General features: G+C 71.2%; 18 protein-coding genes. 6 read left to right on the top strand and 12 right to left on the bottom strand.

Going from position 1 to position 15,704, the window contains the following annotated elements; translation table 11 throughout:
* Positions 1-247, bottom strand: a 247-nt coding sequence (locus tag A5691_RS03840) for a hypothetical protein (protein WP_068266428.1), incomplete at its 3' end; no start/stop codon positions are given.
* Between the two features lie 83 nt (positions 248-330).
* Here A5691_RS03840 and A5691_RS03835 point away from each other — a divergent pair.
* Positions 331-984: a glycosyltransferase family 2 protein gene (locus tag A5691_RS03835; RefSeq protein ID WP_067887666.1), complete on the top strand. Its 654-nt coding sequence runs from the start codon at positions 331-333 to the stop codon at positions 982-984.
* Positions 981-1,640, top strand: a complete 660-nt coding sequence (locus A5691_RS03830; RefSeq protein ID WP_067887664.1) for a DUF2064 domain-containing protein — start codon at positions 981-983, stop codon at positions 1,638-1,640. Before A5691_RS03835 ends, A5691_RS03830 begins: the two co-directional genes overlap by 4 nt.
* Before the next feature lie 21 nt (positions 1,641-1,661).
* Here the strand turns inward: A5691_RS03830 and A5691_RS03825 are convergent, their stop codons facing one another.
* The 10 genes from A5691_RS03825 to A5691_RS03780 form a co-directional block, all read right to left on the bottom strand.
* Complete coding sequence (locus tag A5691_RS03825) at positions 1,662-3,014, bottom strand: hypothetical protein (protein ID WP_068017118.1); 1,353 nt, start codon at positions 3,012-3,014, stop codon at positions 1,662-1,664.
* Positions 3,015-3,025: 11 nt separating this feature from the next.
* Positions 3,026-4,108, bottom strand: coding sequence for an o-succinylbenzoate--CoA ligase (gene menE / locus A5691_RS03820; protein WP_068266425.1), 1,083 nt, complete (start codon positions 4,106-4,108; stop codon positions 3,026-3,028).
* Between the two features lie 68 nt (positions 4,109-4,176).
* Positions 4,177-4,479 (bottom strand): DUF3349 domain-containing protein, encoded by a 303-nt coding sequence (locus A5691_RS03815; RefSeq protein WP_067275226.1) that lies wholly within the window; start codon positions 4,477-4,479, stop codon positions 4,177-4,179.
* Between the two features lie 56 nt (positions 4,480-4,535).
* The gene (locus tag A5691_RS03810; protein ID WP_067749160.1) at positions 4,536-4,835 is read right to left on the bottom strand and encodes a hypothetical protein; all 300 of its coding nucleotides are present in this window, start codon (positions 4,833-4,835) and stop codon (positions 4,536-4,538) included.
* Positions 4,835-6,076, bottom strand: a complete 1,242-nt coding sequence (locus tag A5691_RS03805) for an inorganic phosphate transporter (protein WP_067749164.1) — start codon at positions 6,074-6,076, stop codon at positions 4,835-4,837. The genes A5691_RS03810 and A5691_RS03805 overlap by 1 nt, the downstream gene beginning before the upstream one ends.
* Positions 6,077-6,173: 97 nt before the next feature.
* On the bottom strand, positions 6,174-6,581 hold the full coding sequence (locus tag A5691_RS03800) for a VOC family protein (RefSeq protein ID WP_067749167.1): 408 nt from the start codon (positions 6,579-6,581) through the stop codon (positions 6,174-6,176).
* A 29-nt stretch (positions 6,582-6,610) separates the two neighbouring features.
* A complete protein-coding gene (locus tag A5691_RS03795; RefSeq protein WP_067782441.1) occupies positions 6,611-7,507 on the bottom strand; it encodes an SDR family oxidoreductase in 897 nt (298 codons plus the stop codon).
* Between the two features lie 102 nt (positions 7,508-7,609).
* Positions 7,610-8,512, bottom strand: coding sequence for a 1,4-dihydroxy-2-naphthoyl-CoA synthase (locus A5691_RS03790; protein WP_067749172.1), 903 nt, complete (start codon positions 8,510-8,512; stop codon positions 7,610-7,612).
* Positions 8,509-8,973: a nitroreductase family deazaflavin-dependent oxidoreductase gene (locus A5691_RS03785; RefSeq protein ID WP_068017752.1), complete on the bottom strand. Its 465-nt coding sequence runs from the start codon at positions 8,971-8,973 to the stop codon at positions 8,509-8,511. The genes A5691_RS03790 and A5691_RS03785 overlap by 4 nt, the downstream gene beginning before the upstream one ends.
* 11 nt (positions 8,974-8,984) lie before the next feature.
* On the bottom strand, positions 8,985-9,908 hold the full coding sequence (locus A5691_RS03780) for an aldo/keto reductase (protein ID WP_068017750.1): 924 nt from the start codon (positions 9,906-9,908) through the stop codon (positions 8,985-8,987).
* 82 nt (positions 9,909-9,990) lie between these two features.
* On the opposite strand from A5691_RS03780, the gene A5691_RS03775 reads away from it, so the two are divergent.
* Positions 9,991-10,539, top strand: coding sequence for a TetR/AcrR family transcriptional regulator (locus A5691_RS03775; RefSeq protein WP_068017748.1), 549 nt, complete (start codon positions 9,991-9,993; stop codon positions 10,537-10,539).
* Positions 10,540-10,611: 72 nt separating this feature from the next.
* On the opposite strand, the gene fadD8 is transcribed toward A5691_RS03775, so the two are convergent.
* Positions 10,612-12,213 carry a fatty-acid--CoA ligase FadD8 gene (gene fadD8, locus A5691_RS03770; protein ID WP_068017745.1) on the bottom strand — a complete coding sequence of 534 codons (1,602 nt, stop codon included), beginning with the start codon at positions 12,211-12,213 and terminating at the stop codon, positions 10,612-10,614.
* Positions 12,214-12,291: 78 nt separating this feature from the next.
* Between fadD8 and A5691_RS03765 the strand changes: the two genes are divergently transcribed.
* From A5691_RS03765 to A5691_RS03755, 3 genes are all read left to right on the top strand, one after another.
* Entirely contained in the window at positions 12,292-13,896 is a 1,605-nt protein-coding gene (locus A5691_RS03765; RefSeq protein WP_068017742.1) for an amidohydrolase, read from the top strand.
* A 62-nt stretch (positions 13,897-13,958) separates the two neighbouring features.
* Positions 13,959-14,885 (top strand): o-succinylbenzoate synthase, encoded by a 927-nt coding sequence (locus A5691_RS03760; protein WP_369827116.1) that lies wholly within the window; start codon positions 13,959-13,961, stop codon positions 14,883-14,885.
* Positions 14,882-15,664, top strand: coding sequence for an alpha/beta fold hydrolase (locus tag A5691_RS03755; RefSeq protein ID WP_068017737.1), 783 nt, complete (start codon positions 14,882-14,884; stop codon positions 15,662-15,664). Before A5691_RS03760 ends, A5691_RS03755 begins: the two co-directional genes overlap by 4 nt.
* Positions 15,665-15,704: the final 40 nt, after the last annotated feature.

Below are 15,704 nucleotides of genomic sequence, written 5' to 3'. Positions count from 1 at the left end.
CGACCACAACCACCACCACCACCACCACCACGACGCCGACGATCACCACCACCACAACGACGCCCACGACCACGGAGCCGTCCACCACCACGCCCACCACGACGGTGCCGACGACGACCACCCCGCCTACGGTGACGACCACGACGCCGCCGACGAACACCAAGACCCCGCTCACCTCGACGCAAACGCCGACCACCGCGGCGCCCCCGCCCAGCACCCACGAAACGACGGTGGCGCCGCCGCACACGCAGACCCAGCAACCGCAGACCCAGCAACCGCAGACGCTCGCCCCGCAGCAGCCTCACCCCCATCGCGGGTTCTGAGCCGGTGATGCCCGACGCGGTCACGGTGGTGCTGCCCTGCCTGAACGAGGAGGAGTCACTGCCGGCCGTGCTGGCGGCCATCCCCGCCGAATACCGGGCGTTGGTGGTCGACAACAACAGCACCGACGACACCGCCGCGGTGGCGCGGCGGCACGGCGCCGAGGTGGTCGCCGAGCCGCGGGCCGGGTACGGCTCGGCGGTGCACGCGGGCGTGCTCGCCGCGACCACCCCGATCGTCGCGGTCATCGACGCCGACGGCTCGATGGACGCCGGTGACCTGCCGCGCCTGGTCGCCGCGCTCGAGCAGGGCGCCGACCTGGTGATCGGCCGGCGCCGGCCGGTGCCCGGGCTGCATTGGCCGTGGGTGGCCCGGGTCGGCACCGTGGTAATGAGCTGGCGGCTGCGCACCCGCCACGGATTGCCGGTGCACGACATCGCGCCGATGCGGGTGGCGCGGCGCGAGGCGCTGCTGAACCTCGGCGTCGCCGACCGGCGCTCGGGCTATCCGCTGGAGCTGCTGGTGCGCGCGGCGGCAGCCGGTTGGCGCGTGGTCGAGCTCGACGTCAGCTACGGTCCCCGCACCGGCGGGACGTCGAAGGTCAGCGGGTCCCTGCGGGGGAGCGTCACGGCGATCCTGGACTTCTGGAAGGTGATCTCGTGACCTTGCCGGTGACGCTGCTGGTGGTGGCCAAGGCGCCGGAGCCGGGCCTGGCCAAGACCCGGCTCGCGGCCACCGTGGGGGACTTGGTGGCCGCCGAGATCGCCGCGGCCGCGCTGTTGGACACGCTGGACGCGGTCGCCGCCGCGCCGGCGGCGAACCGCGTGGTGGCCATGACCGGCGATCTGGATGCGGCGGCCGGGGCCGCCGAGATTCGGCAACGGCTGCAGGCTTTTACGGTGATTCCGCAGCGCGGTGCCGACTTCGCCGACCGGCTGGCCAACGCCCACGCCGACGCCGCCGACGGCTATCCGGTGGTGCAGATCGGGATGGACACCCCGCAGGTGACCGCCGACCTGCTGACCGACTGTGCCCACCGGCTGCGGGAGGTGCCGGCCGTGCTCGGGCCGGCCGTCGACGGCGGCTGGTGGGTGCTTGGTCTGCGCAGCCCGGCGGCGGCCGAATGCCTGCGCGCCGTCCCGATGTCCCAGCCGGATACCGGATTGCTGACGTATCGAGCGTTGCACGACATGGGAATCGAGCCCTACGCGGCGCCGGTGCTCGCCGACTTCGACGTCGCCGACGACGTGGCCGTGGTGCGCGCGGCCTGCGGCCCGTCCAGCCGCTTCGCGGAGGTCACCCGCGCGGCCGGGCTGTAGCCCGCGAACCGCCGGGGCCGCCTACCAGTTCGTCACGATGACGGTGTTCAGCAGCACGGCGCCGGCGGCGTTGAGCGCCAGCCACACCCGGTGCGACCGGACGGGCAGCAGCGCGGGCGAAGCCGTGAGCCAGATCGTGAATGGCAGCCAGATGCGCTCCACCTCGGCCTTGCTGAGCATGCTCAGGTCGGCGCACGCGATGGCGGCCAGCACGCCCAGCAGCAGCAGGTGAAACCCGGAGCGGCGGCGGATGGCCGCCGCGTCGAACACCCGGCTGACGCCGGCGACGCTGCCCAGGCCGATCGCACACACGACGGACGCCAGGTTGGCCCAGCTCCAATACTGAAACGGGCGGTCCTTGGCGATGCCCTGCCAATACCGTTGCTGCACAAGGTTATAGCCGTCGAACCAGTAGAACCCCGCCACCGCGAAGGTTGACGCCACGGCCACGGCTGCCAGCGTGGCCGGGCCGAGCGCCCGCAGCGCCGCGCGCCAGTCGGCGGCCGAGGCCAGCACCGCCAGCGCCGGCAGGCCCATCAACATCAGGCCGTAGTTGCAGAACACGCCCCAGCCCAGCAGCAGCCCCGCGGCGGCGGCCACCAGCGCGGGGAAGCGGGTTCCGCGGTGCGCCGCCACGGCCAGCAGCGCGATGCCCCATGCCGCCACCCCGGCGAAGTACCCGTCGGCGGAGACCGCGATCCAGATCGCCGTCGGCGCCACCGCCACGAACGGCGCGGCGCGCCGCGCGGTCCGCTCGTCGGCCAGTGCGCGGACGGCGATCAGCACCGCGGCCGCCGCGCTGGACCCGGCCAGCAGGCACAGCAACCCCGCCCAGGCGCCCCCGTGCAGGCCGATCCGGTCCAGCCAGACGAACGTCAGCAGCGCCCCGGGCGGGTGCCCGGAGACGTGGGTGGTCCAGGAGTTCGGTTGGTAGTCGACGATCCGGCTCGCGAAGGTGCGCAGCGTGGCGGGGATGTCGGTGATGCCCGGCACCTGCGACAGGTACTCGTCGCGGGTGGTCAGCCGGCCGGCGAAGCCGCGCTGCCAGCCGTCGATCATCGCCAGCGCGAAGGCCCACCCGCAGGCGGTGGCCCACGTGCTCAGCGTCAGGAGTCGCCACGAAAGGCGTTGCGCCAGAAGTGGTCCCCACACCACCGCGGCGATCGCGATGGCGATGGCAGGCCCGGTGCCCCAGCTGGCGTGAATCTCCCAGGCGCCGAAGATCGGGGCGGCCCCGGTGTGTGTGCCGAACCGCTCCTGGCCGACGTCGGTCCTCGGCCGCACACCCCAGTGCAGCCGCGGCAGCACGAACGCCGCGCCCACCAGCACCGCCCCGACCGCGGCGGCCACAAACTCCCGACGTGCCAGCCTCACGGTCGACCAGCCTATTGATCGGCCGGCCCGGCGAACCGGCGCACCAACCCCGACCGGTCGACCTTGCCGATGCCGCGCCGCGGCAACGCCTCGACGACGTGCAGTTCGCGCGGGGCGGCGGTGGTGTCCAGGGTGCCTGCCACGTGGGCGCGCAGCTCGTCCGGCGTCGGAGCCGCGTGGCCCTCGGCCAGCACGATCGCGGCGACCACCCGCTGGCCCAGCCGGTCGTCGGGCAGTCCGAACACCGCGCAGTCGGCGACGGCGGGGTGGGTGCCCAGCGCCGCCTCGACCAGTTGCGGCAGCACGGTGAGCCCGCCCGTGCTGATCGCGTCGTCCGCGCGGCCCAGCACGGTCAGCACACCCGCCTCGTCGACGGCGCCGAGGTCGTCGGTGCGGAACCAGCCGGGCTCGGCGAACGGGTCGGGCTGCACCGGGTTGCGGTAACCCTTGGCCAGGGTCGCGCCGCCGAGGAGGACGCGGCCGCCGGCGGCGACCTGGACCAGGACGCCGTCCAGCGGCACGCCGTCGTACACGCAACCGCCCGCGGTTTCGCTCATCCCGTAGGTGCGCACCACGGCGACGCCGGCCGCCGCGGCGGCGTCGAGCACCCCCTGCGGGGCCGGGCCGCCGCCGAGCAGGACGGCGTCCAGTTCGGCGAGCGCGGCGGCGGCCGCCGGGTCGGTCAGCGCCTTGGCCAGCTGCGTGGCCACCAGCGAGGTGTATCGCCGGCCCGATCCCAATCGTCCTATCGCGCTGGGTAATTCGGCGACATCGAAGCCTGCGGAGACGTCCAGCTCGACGGGCGGCGAGCCGGCCAGCGCGCTGCGCACCAGCACCTGCAGCCCGGCGATGTGATGCGGCGGCAGCGCCAGCAGCCAGCGGCCCGGGCCGCCGAGGCGGTCATGGGTGGCCGTCGCGCTGGCCGTCAACGCGGCGGCGCTGAGCAGCGCCCCCTTGGGGGCGCCCGTGGTCCCCGACGTCGTCACCACCAGGGCGACGTCGTCGTCGATGGGTTCACCGACCCGCAGCCCGGCCGTCAGCTCCTCCGAGCCGGGCGCGAGCGCGACCAGAGCGGGGCCGCGCCCGTCCAGCACGCGTTCCAGGGCGGGTAACAGCGACGAGACGGCCGAGCCCGGCGGGACGGTGAGTGCGCGCAGTAGGGCTATGCGGGGTCCTCGACCTCGTCCGCGTCGTCGAACGGCCACCCCTGGGCCGCCAACCGCACCCGCACCCGCTCGACGTCGTCGGGCGAGGGCAGGTTGTCGGTGATCTGTGTGATCAGGACGCCGATGTCGACGTCGTCGAACTCGCCCCGGCTGATCAGCTCGCAGGCGACGGCCTTGACCTCGTCGTTGGACAGCCGGCGGGCCAGCAGCGCGAGCACCGGGAAGGTGTCCGTCGGCGGGACGCCTTCCGGGTATCCCGCGCGCAGCCACGAGACGATCGAATTGAGAAATCCGTTCACGCTGGTACAGCTCCCCCCGGTGTCCGGCTCGGTGACGCGGTGGGCATCATTCGATGCTACTTGGGCTTGGCTCCGAGGAAGGCGACACCGGTGTGGTGGGCGATGAAGTCCCGGGAGATGTACGCCAGGGCGAAGGCGATCGCCACGATCACCACCGCATAGATCAGCCAGGCGAGCGCCAGCAGTGCCGGATTCTTCTGTGACGAGCCGCCCTCGGTGCCGGCCTGCCCGGCGCCCACCGCGTGGAACCGCAGCCCCAGGGCGAACAGCCCCGGCAAGGCGGCGCCGGCCAGCATCGAGAAGAGCAGGATCTTGAGGGAGGCCTGGTAGTTGAACCAATCGCCGAAGTGACTCATCAAGCGTTCGCCTTCATCGTGGGGTCGTCGGAGTCGTACCGGCCGGTCGTGCCGCTGCCGTTCGTCGGGGGAACGCTCGATGGCGGCCGGTGCTCGGCGGAGTCCTCCAGCCCGGCGGTCAGGTCGCCCTTCCATTCGGCGTTGACGTTGTTGTGGTCGACCTTGACCTTGCGCGACCGGATGTAGATGGTGGCGGAGACCGCGACCAGCAGCGCGAAGCCGACGATGGCGCCGGGGTAGCCGCCGATCAGGTGCACGATCCAGTAGGTGACCGCACCGACCAACCCGGCCAGCGGCAGCGTCACCAGCCAGGCGACGCCCATGCGGCCGGCGACTCCCCAGCGGACCTCGCCGCCGGGCTTGCCGAGCCCGCTGCCCAGCACCGAGCCGGTGCACACCTGCGTGGTCGACAGCGCGTAGCCGAAGTGGGCCGACAGCAAAATCACCGCGGCCGAGGAGGACTCGGCCGCCATGCCCTGCGGCGACTGGATCTCGACCAGGCCCTTGCCCAGCGTGCGGATGATCCGCCAGCCGCCCAGGTAAGTGCCCAACGCCATCGACACCGCGCAACCGACGATGACCCACAGCGGCGGCATGGAGGCGTTCTTGCTGACCGAGCCGTAGGACATCAGCGCCAGGAAGATGATGCCCATCGTCTTCTGGGCGTCGTTGGTGCCGTGCGCCAGCGAGACCAGCGACGCCGACCCCCATTGGCCGTACCGGAAGCCGGCCTCGGTGCGCTTGGTGGGGATGCCGCGGGTGATCCGGTACACCAGCCAGGTCGCCACCGCCCCGACCACGATGGCCAGGATCGCGGAAACGACGGCGGGGATGATCGCCTTGGAGACCACGCCCTTCCAGATCACCCCGTGCGCGCCGACGGCCGCGATGGTGGCGCCGACGATGCCGCCGATCAGGGCGTGCGACGAGCTCGAAGGGATGCCGAGGAGCCAGGTCAGCAGGTTCCACACGATGCCGCCGACCAGGCCCGCGAAGACCAGCTCGAGCGTCACGATGTGCCCGTCGATCAAGCCCTTGGCAATCGTGGCGGCGACGGCGGTGGACATGAACGCGCCCACGAGATTGAGCACCGCGGACAGCGCGACGGCCGCCTTGGGCTTGAGCGCGCCGCTGGCGATCGAGGTCGCCATCGCGTTGCCGGTGTCGTGGAAGCCGTTCGTGAAATCGAAAGCCAGTGCCGTGATTACGACAATGATCAGAAGGAACAATTGGATGTTCACAGCGCCCGATTCTGGTGGTAGGGGGATTCCATTGTCGAATGCAGCAAGACCCGAATCGCGGATGTACCTAGACTCGTCGCCAGATGTTACCTCTCAGTTAACCGGACTTTCCCGCTCGTTCACCCCGGGTGTCGCGCCGTAACGGGTGGTCCGGCGGGATCTGGACGAAGATCAGCGTGATTCCGTCCGGGTCGGTCACGTGCATTTCGTATAGGCCCCATGGCTCTTGGCGCGCCTCGCGGGCGATCGCCACGCCCCGGCTCTGCAACTCGGCCTGGGTGGCCTCGATGTCGCGCACCTGCAGCCACAGCGCGCCGGGGAAGGGGCCGCGGGAGTGGTCCGGTGATCCGTAGCCGGCGAGCTCCAGCAACGACTGGCCCGCGAAAAACACTGTGCCGCCGCCGTACTCGCGGGCTATCGCGAGCCCGATCTGGTCCCGGTAGAAGGCCAACGACTGCTGATAGTCCGCCGGCCGGAACAGCATCCGGCTGGCCAGGATCTCCATAGCGTCGTGTCTATCACGTCGCTGTGGGCTCAGTCGCCTTCCGCGCGATTCGGCTGGATCCGCTGCCGCTGCATGAGCGTGTTGACCAGCCGTGGGCCGAAGGTGTCCAGGGCCTTGGCCGCGATCGCCATCCGCGGCGCGATCCGCACCGGCCGGGTGCGGGCCGCAGTCAGCATCCATTCGGCGGCCTCCTCCGACGTGAGCGCCGGCATGCCCTCGTACGCCTTCGTCGGCGCGATCATCGGCGTGGCCACCAGCGGGTAGTACAGCGTCGTCGAATGCACACCCTTGGGGCCCCACTCCGTCTCCACGACGCGGCTCACCGCCGACAGCGCCGCCTTCGACGCGTTGTAGACCGCGAACAGCGGCGACGCCTCCGACAGCACTCCCCAGGTGGAGACGTTGATGACGTGACCGTCGCCCCGTTCGAGCATCCCGGGCGCCAGCCCGCGGATCAGCCGCAGCGGCGCGTAGTAGTTGAGCGTGATGGTCCGTTCGACGTCGTGCCAGCGCTCCAGCGACTCGGCCAGCGGCCGCCGGATCGAACGGCCGGCGTTGTTGATCAGGATGTCGACCCCGCCGAGGCGCTTTTCGACGTCGGCGACCAGCGCGTCGACGGCGTCCATGTCGGAAACGTCGCACGGCAACGCGACCGCGCTGCCGCCCGCCGCGGTGATCCGTTCCGCGAGCGCGTCGAGCAGGTCCTCACGCCGGGCGACGACGGCGACCGTCGCGCCCTCGCGGGCCAGCAGTTCGGCCGCGGCCTCGCCGATGCCCGACGACGCCCCGGTGAGCAGGATGCGCTTGCCGTCGAGGTCGACCGGCTTGATGGCGGGCCGGTTGACCAAGACCTGCGGGGCCATCGGCGGCCGCATGGTGGCCAGCACCAGCTGATCGGTGAAACGGCGAAGGGGACTCTTGCTCACGGGGGGAGTCTAGGGGCGGGCGCGCATTGGCCGAGCGTCACGCCAGCGTGGCGTTGGCCGTCGAGCGTCACGCCAGCGTGACCCTCCTAAATCGTGACCCTCCTAGAAGTAGCGGGGGAACCGGCTCCAGTCGGGCGGCCGCTTCTCCAGGAAGGCGTCGCGGCCCTCGACTGCCTCGTCGGTCATGTACGCGAGCCGGGTGGCCTCACCCGCGAACAGCTGCTGACCCACCAGCCCGTCGTCGAGCAGGTTGAAGGCGAACTTGAGCATCCGTTGCGCCTGAGGCGATTTGGCGTTGATCTCGGCCGCCCACTCGATGCCCGCCCGCTCCAGGTCGGCGTGGTCGATGACGGCGTTGACCGCGCCCATCTGGTGCATCTGCTCGGCGGTGTACGCGCGGCCGAGGAAGAAGATCTCGCGGGCGAACTTCTGGCCCACCTGGCGCGCCAGATACGCGCTGCCGTAGCCGCCGTCGAAGCTGCCGACGTCGGCGTCGGTCTGCTTGAACCGGGCGTGCTCGCGGCTGGCCAGGGTGAGGTCGCACACCACGTGCAGGCTGTGCCCGCCGCCGGCCGCCCACCCGTTGACCAGGCAGATGACCACCTTGGGCATGAACCGGATCAGCCGCTGCACCTCGAGGATGTGCAGCCGCCCGGCGCGGGCGGTGTCCACGGTGTCCGCCGTGTCGCCGCTTGCGTACTGGTAACCGCTGCGCCCGCGGATGCGCTGGTCGCCGCCGGAGCAGAACGCCCAGCCGCCGTCCTTGGGCGACGGGCCGTTACCGGTCAGCAGGACCACCCCGACGTCGGGGGACATCCGGGCGTGGTCGAGCACGCGGTAGAGCTCGTCGACGGTGTGCGGACGGAACGCGTTGCGCACCTCGGGCCGGTCGAACGCCACCCGGACCGTCGCGTCGGTGACGTGGCGGTGATAGGTGATGTCGATCAGCCCGTCGAACCCGTCCACGGGCCGCCAGGCCGTCGCGTCAAAGGGATTGTCGCTCATGGCGTTTCAATCGGCTCGAAGCGAAACACCGCGCAGCGGCCGGCCAGGGCCTCGAACTCCTCGGGGCGGCCCTCGGTGACCAGCCCCGCCCGCTTCATGAAGCCGACGCCCGTCGGCACCTCGGTCGGAAAGAGCCGCAGGATCGGACGCGCGTCCTCGGCCGGCAGCTCGGCCACCCGCACCTTCTGCACGTGCCGGCCGCGCGCGATCGTCGCCTCACCGGCGGCCCGCACGTTGGCGACCCAGTCGGCGCCCGGGAACCCGGCGACGACGTACTGCCGGCCGTCGACCGTCATCGGGGTCACCGGGGTCGAGCGCGGCGCACCGGACTTGCGGCCCTTCACCGTCAGCACGACGGGGCTCTCGCCGCCGAAACTCATACCCAGCCGCGACATCTGGATGAAGACCTTGTTGGCCGGCTTCAGCCACCACGGCGGTTTGGTCGATTTGCCGCTTCCCATACCCAGCGACGTTACCTCTGGACGGACTCGACACGATGGGGCTGGGGCTCGGTTGTGCCGATGGCGTCCAGCCTTTCCAGCGCCTGGGCATCCAGGGTGACGTCGCCGGCGCCGAGGTTTTCCTCGAGGTGCCCGACGGATCGCGTGCCCGGGATCAGCAACGTGTTCGGCGCGTGCGCCAGCAGCCACGCCAAGCCGACCTGGGCGCCGGTGACCCCGAGCCGGCCGGCGATCTCGGCCACCACCGGATGGTCGGCGACCTTCGGGAAACCGGGAAACGACGATCCCAGCGGGAAGTAGGGCACCCACGCGACACCCGCTGCGGCGCAGAGCTGCAACGTGTCCTCCTGCGAGCGGTCCAGCGCGCTGTAAGCGTTCTGTACGCAGACGATGCCCGCCGGCAGCGCGCGCCGCACCACGTCCACCGGCACGGCGCTGATGCCGATCGCGCCGATCTTGCCCTCGTCGCGCAGCGCGATCATCTCGGCGAGCTGGTCGTCGACGTCCACCTGCTGATCGCCCTCGGCGGCCACGCCGGGGCCGAGGTCCATGCGCCGCAGGTTGACCACCGGGACGCAGTCCAGGCCGAGCTGACGCAGGTCGTCCTCGACCGCGGCGCGCAGCTCGGCGGGCTTTTGCGCCGCCGCCAGCGGCATGGGCTGTTCGCCGGTGAAGCGCGCGCCGACCTTGCTGACGATGACGAGGTCGTCGGCGTAGGGGAACAGCGCCGCCCGGATCCGCCGGTTCACCTCGCCCGGGCCGTAGAACGACGCCGTGTCGACGTGGTTGACCCCGAGCTCGACCGCGCGGCGCAGCACCGCGGCCGCGTCCTCGACGGATGGGGCCTCGAACAACTGCATTGCGCCGTAGCCGATGCGAGCGACGGTCGACCCGCCTATGCTGCCGGGACCGCCGGGCCGTGGTGTGTCCGTCATGAGTGCTCCCTCGTGCCACACTGGAGAAGATGCGGAGGGTCCTCCGCTTATTCGAGCGTAGCAGAAACGGAGGAGCCTCCGCTTGGCCGAGATCCGATCGGACGCGCGCCGCAATCGCGAGCGGCTCCTCGAGGTGGCGACGGCGGCGTTCGCCACCGCCGACGGGCGACCGGTGTCGCTGGAGGCCATCGCCCGCGAGGCGTGCGTCGGGATCGGCACGCTCTACCGCCATTTCCCGAATCGAGAGGCGCTGGTGGAGGCGATCTACCGCGCCGAGCTCGACGAAGTGGCCGCGACGGCCGAACGGCTGCTCAAGCGCCACCCGCCCGAGACGGCGTTGCGCCGCTGGATGGACCGCTACGCGTCATTCGTGGCCGCCAAGCGTGGGATGGCGGAGTCGTTGCAGGCGATCTTCGCCTCCGGCGCCATGCAGGCCAGCCAGACTCGGGACAGCATCGTCGGCGCGGTCGACCTGCTGTTGCGGGCCGGCGCCGAGGACGGCAGCCTGCGCGCCGACGTGCAGGCCGACGACGTGGTGTCGAGCCTGATCGGCATCTTTTTGGCCAGCGGCTCGCCGGAGCAGACCGGCCGCATGCTCGACCTGCTCGTCGCCGGCATCGCCGCCGCCTGATCACCGAGCGTCACGCCAGCGTGACGGCAGCCGGCGAGCGCCACGCTGGCGTGACGCTCGCCTGAGCAAGCCTCAGCCGACAGCGCGGTCGGCGCCCTCCCAGAACCGCGCGCGCACGGCCTTCTTGTCCGGCTTGCCCAGCGCGGTCACCGGCACCGAGTCGACGACGATCACCTGCTTGGGCGATTGCACCGAACCCTTGCGCTCCTTGACGGCGGACTGGATCTCGACGGTCACCCGCGTCACCGACTCCTCATCGGAGGGGTGGTCGGGCCGCAGCACGATCACGGCGGTGACGGCCTCGCCCCACTTCTCGTCCGGGGTGCCGATCACGCACACCTGCGCGACGGCCGGGTGCTCGGCGACGACGTCCTCGACCTCGCGCGGGAACACGTTGAACCCGCCGGTGACGATCATGTCCTTGACCCGGTCGACGATGAACCAGAAGCCGTCCTCGTCCTCGCGGGCCATGTCACCGGTGTGCAGCCAGCCGTCCTTGAACGTCTTGGCGGTCTCCTCCGGCAGGTTCCAGTACCCGCCGCTCAAAAGCGGCCCGGACACGCAGATCTCGCCGACCTCACCCTGCGGCACCGGCTTGCCGTCGGCGCCCAGCAGCGCCGTGCGGGCGAACAGGGTGGGCCGCCCGCAGGAGGTGAGCCGCTTCTCGTCGTGGTCCTTCTTGGCCAGATACGAGATCACCATCGGGGCCTCGGACTGCCCGTAGTACTGGGCGAAGATCGGCCCGAAGCGGCGGATGGCCTCGGCCAGCCGCACCGGGTTCATCGCCGAGGCGCCGTAATAGACCGTCTCCAGCGACGACAGGTCACGGGTGTGCGAATCCGGGTGGTCCATCAGCGCGTAGATCATCGACGGCACCAGCATGGTCGCGGTGATCTTCTGTTCCTCGATCACCCGCAGCACCTCGGCGGGGTCGAACTTGGTCAGCACCACCAGCTCGCCGCCCTTGATGATCGTCGGCACGAAGAACGCCGCCCCGGCATGCGACAGCGGGGTGCACATCAAAAAGCGCGGGTTCTCCGGCCACTCCCACTCGGCTAACTGGATCGTGGTCATCGTGGTGATCGACTGCGCGGTGCCCAGCACGCCCTTGGGCTTGCCAGTGGTTCCACCGGTGTAGGCCATCCCCCCGATGTGATCGGGCGGCAACTCGGCCGCCACCAACGGCTTCGGCGGATACTTCGCCGCCTCGGCCACCAGGTCCACCGCGGAATCCCCGAGCGCCTCGGGGACCGGCCCGATGGTCAGGACCTGCTTGAGGCCGGGCACCTTCTCCAGCAGGCCCAGCGCCCGCTCGACGAACATCGGGTTGGGGTCGATGATCAGCGACGTCACGCCGGCGTCGTTCAGCACGTAGGCGTGGTCGTCCAGGGAGCCCAGCGGATGCAGGGCCACCCGCCGGTAGCCCTGGGTCTGGCCGGCGCCGATGATCATCAAAACCTCGGGCCGGTTCAGCGACAGCAGCCCGACGGTCGCGCCGGTGCCCGCACCGAGCGCCTCGAACGCCTGGGTGTACTGGCTGATCCGCTCGGCGAGCTGTCCGCCGGTCAGCGTGGTGTCGCCGAGGTATAGCACCGGCTTGTCCTTGTTGCGCTTGAGCGCACCGACGGTCAGGTGTCCGGAATGAATGGGATGGCGCAGCAGCTCGTCACTCATGTGGCCAAGACTAGAACGTGTTGCAGTTCCAGTCAGCCACCCCCTCGACGACACCCCGGAGCACTAGCATCCCTGCACATGGCCGCTGCAGATCTCGTCGTCACCGGAACCGTGCTCACCGTCGACGACACGCGGCCCACCGCCGAGGCGCTCGCCGTAGCCGACGGCCGGATCGTCGCCGTCGGCAGCCGTTCGGAAATGAACGACCACATCGGGCCCGACACCAAAACGCTCGACGTCGGGGACGGCTGCGTCATGCCGGGATTCGTTGAGGCGCATGGGCATCCGCTGATGGAGGCGCTGGCGCTGTCGGACCGGATCGTCGACATCCGGCCCGTCACGTTGCCGGCCGCCGAAGACGTCGTCGCCGCGGTGCGGCGCGAGGTCGCCGCCAGGGGAGCGGACGGCGCCTACCTGAACGGGTGGGACCCGCTGCTGCAGTCCGGGCTGCCGCAGCCGACGCTGGCGTGGCTGGACGAGATCGCGCCGGACGGGCCGCTGATCATCATCCACAACTCCGGGCACAAGGCGTACTTCAACTCGCACGCGGCCCGCCGCGCCGGCCTGACCCGCGACACCCCCGATCCCAAGGGCGCGCGGTATGGCCGCGACGTGCACGGCGAGCTGGACGGCACTGCCGAGGAGACCGGCGCGGTGTTCCCGCTGCTGGCCGGGGCCATCGCGCCCGGCGACTACCCGGCGATGCTGCTCGCCGAATGCGCGCGGCTCAACCGCGCCGGCCTGACCACCTGCTCCGAGATGGCCTTCGACCCGGCGTTCGGGCCGGTCGTCGAGCGGCTGCGCGACCAGCTGACGGTCCGGTTGCGCACCTACGAGATCTCCAACCCGCAGATGCGCACCGACGCCACCCCCGGCCAGGGTGACGACATGCTGCGCCAGGTCGGCATCAAGATCTGGGTCGACGGCTCGCCGTGGGTCGGCAACATCGCCCTGTCCTTCCCCTACCTGGACACCGACGCCACCCGCACCATCGGGGTGCCGCCCGGTTCCTGCGGGCACGCCAACTACACCCGCGAACAGCTGAGCGAAATCGTCGGCGCCTACTTCCCGCTGGGCTGGCCGATGGCCTGCCACGTACAGGGCGACGCCGGGGTGGACACCATCCTCGACGTCTACGAGGAGGCCCTGCGCCGACACCCCCGCGACGACCACCGGCTGCGGCTCGAGCACGTCGGCGCCATCCGGCCCGAGCAGCTGCGGCGCGCCGCCGACCTCGGGGTCACCTGCAGCATCTTCGTGGACCAGATCCACTACTGGGGCGACATCATCGTCGACGGCCTGTTCGGTCCCGAGCGCGGATCCCGTTGGATGCCAGCCGGTTCCGCGGTCGCGACCGGCATGCGCATCTCGTTGCACAACGACCCCCCGGTCACGCCCGAGGAGCCGCTGCGCAACATCAGCGTCGCGGTCACGCGCACGGCGCCCAGCGGCCGGGTGCTGGCGCCCGAGGAGCGGTTGACCGTCGAGCAGGCCATCCGCGCGCAGACCATCGACGCGGCCTGGCAGTTGTTCGCCGACGACGTGACCGGCTCGCTGGAGGTGGGCAAGTACGCCGACCTGGTGGTGCTGTCGGCCGATCCGCGGACCGTGCCGCCTGAGCAGATCGCCGATCTGGACGTGCGCGCGACGTTTCTCGCGGGCCGCCAGGTCTACGGGCAGTGACGCCCACGCGCCCGCCCCGCCTGCAAGACCTCTTGGACCGCCTGCACGTGGTCGCGTTGCCGATGCGGGTGCGGTTCCGCGGCATCACCACCCGCGAGGTCGCGCTGATCGAGGGCCCCGCGGGCTGGGGCGAGTTCGGCGCCTTCCTGGAGTACGCCCCGCCGGAGGCCGCGCACTGGCTGGCGGCCGGCATCGAGGCCGCCTATCGCCCGCCACCGCCGCCGCGCCGGGACCGCATCCCGATCAACGCCACCGTCCCGGCCGTCGACGCCGCCCGGGTGGGCGAGGTGCTGGCCCGATTCCCGGGCGCCCGCACGGCCAAGGTGAAGGTCGCCGAGCCCGGCCAGACCCTGGCCGACGACGTGGACCGGGTCAACGCCGTGCGCGACCTCGTGCCGACCGTGCGCGTGGACGCCAACGGCGGCTGGAGCGTCGAGCAGGCGGTGCGAGCAGCTCAAGCCCTGACCGCCGACGGCCCGCTGGAATACCTCGAACAACCCTGCGCGACCGTCGAGGAACTCGCGGCGCTGCGCCGGCGGCCAGAGCTGCCGGACGTGCCGATCGCCGCCGACGAAAGCATCCGCAAGGCCGACGACCCGCTCGCGGTCGTCCGCGCCCACGCCGCCGATATCGCGGTGCTCAAAGTCGCTCCGCTGGGCGGTATTTCGCCCATGCTCTCGATCGCCGCGCAGATCGACATCCCGGTCGTGGTGTCCAGCGCGATCGACTCGGCGGTGGGCATCGCGGCCGGGCTGGCCGCCGCGGCGGCGTTGCCGGTGTTGCGCCACGCGTGTGGGCTGGGCACCGGCGGGTTGTTCGTCGAGGACGTGGCCGAGGTCGCAGCGCCCGTCGACGGCACCCTGGCGGCGGGGGCGGTGACCCCGGATCCGGCGCGGTTGCGGGCCCTGGCCGCGCCCCCGGAGCGGCGGCAGTGGTGGATCGACCGGGTCACGGCCTGCCACCCGCTCCTTGTACCGTCGTCCGAGTGATCAACCTGGCTTACGACGACCGCGGCTCCGGCGAGCCCGTGGTTTTCATCAGCGGCCACGGCGGCGCCGGGCGGACCTGGCACCCGTATCAGCTCCCCGCGTTCCTGGCCGCCGGCTATCGCGTCATCACTTTCGACAACCGCGGGATCGGCGCCACCGAGAACGCCCAGGGTTTCACCACGCAGACCATGGTGGCCGACACCGCGGCGCTGATCGAAGGGCTCAACGCCGCACCGGCCCGCGTCGTCGGCATGTCGATGGGCGCCTTCATCGCCCAGGAACTCATGTTGGCGCGACCGGAACTGGTGCACTCCGCGGTGTTGATGGGCACCCGTGGCCGGATGGACAAGGCGCGCCAGTTCTTTCGCGACGCCGAGGCCGAGCTCGCCGACGCCGGGGTCCAGCTGCCGAACTCCTACGACGCCAAAATCCGCCTGCTGGAGAACTTCTCGCGCAAGACGCTCAACGACGACGTCGCCGTCGCGGACTGGATCGCGATGTTCTCCATGTGGCCGATCAAGTCCACCCCGGGCACCCGCTGCCAGCTGGACGTCGCCCCGTACACCAACCGGCTGCCGGCCTACCGCAGCATCGCGACGCCGGTGCTGGTGATCGGCTTCTCCGACGACGTGCTGACACCGCCCTACCTGGGGCGCGAGGTCGCCGACGCGCTGCCCAACGGGCGTTATGTGCAGATTCCCGACGCCGGCCACCTCGGGTTCTTCGAACGCCCGGACGCCGTCAACGAGGCGGCGCTGAAGTTCTTCGCCGGCAACTGAGGGCGCGCCCAACGCCGGCTTTCCGGGCGAATTCCGGGCG

Source organism: Mycobacterium sp. E183 (genome assembly GCF_001667735.1).
Lineage (GTDB): Bacteria > Actinomycetota > Actinomycetes > Mycobacteriales > Mycobacteriaceae > Mycobacterium.
Note: the sequence above shows the minus strand (reverse complement) of the source record. Positions and strands in the feature narration are given on the sequence as shown.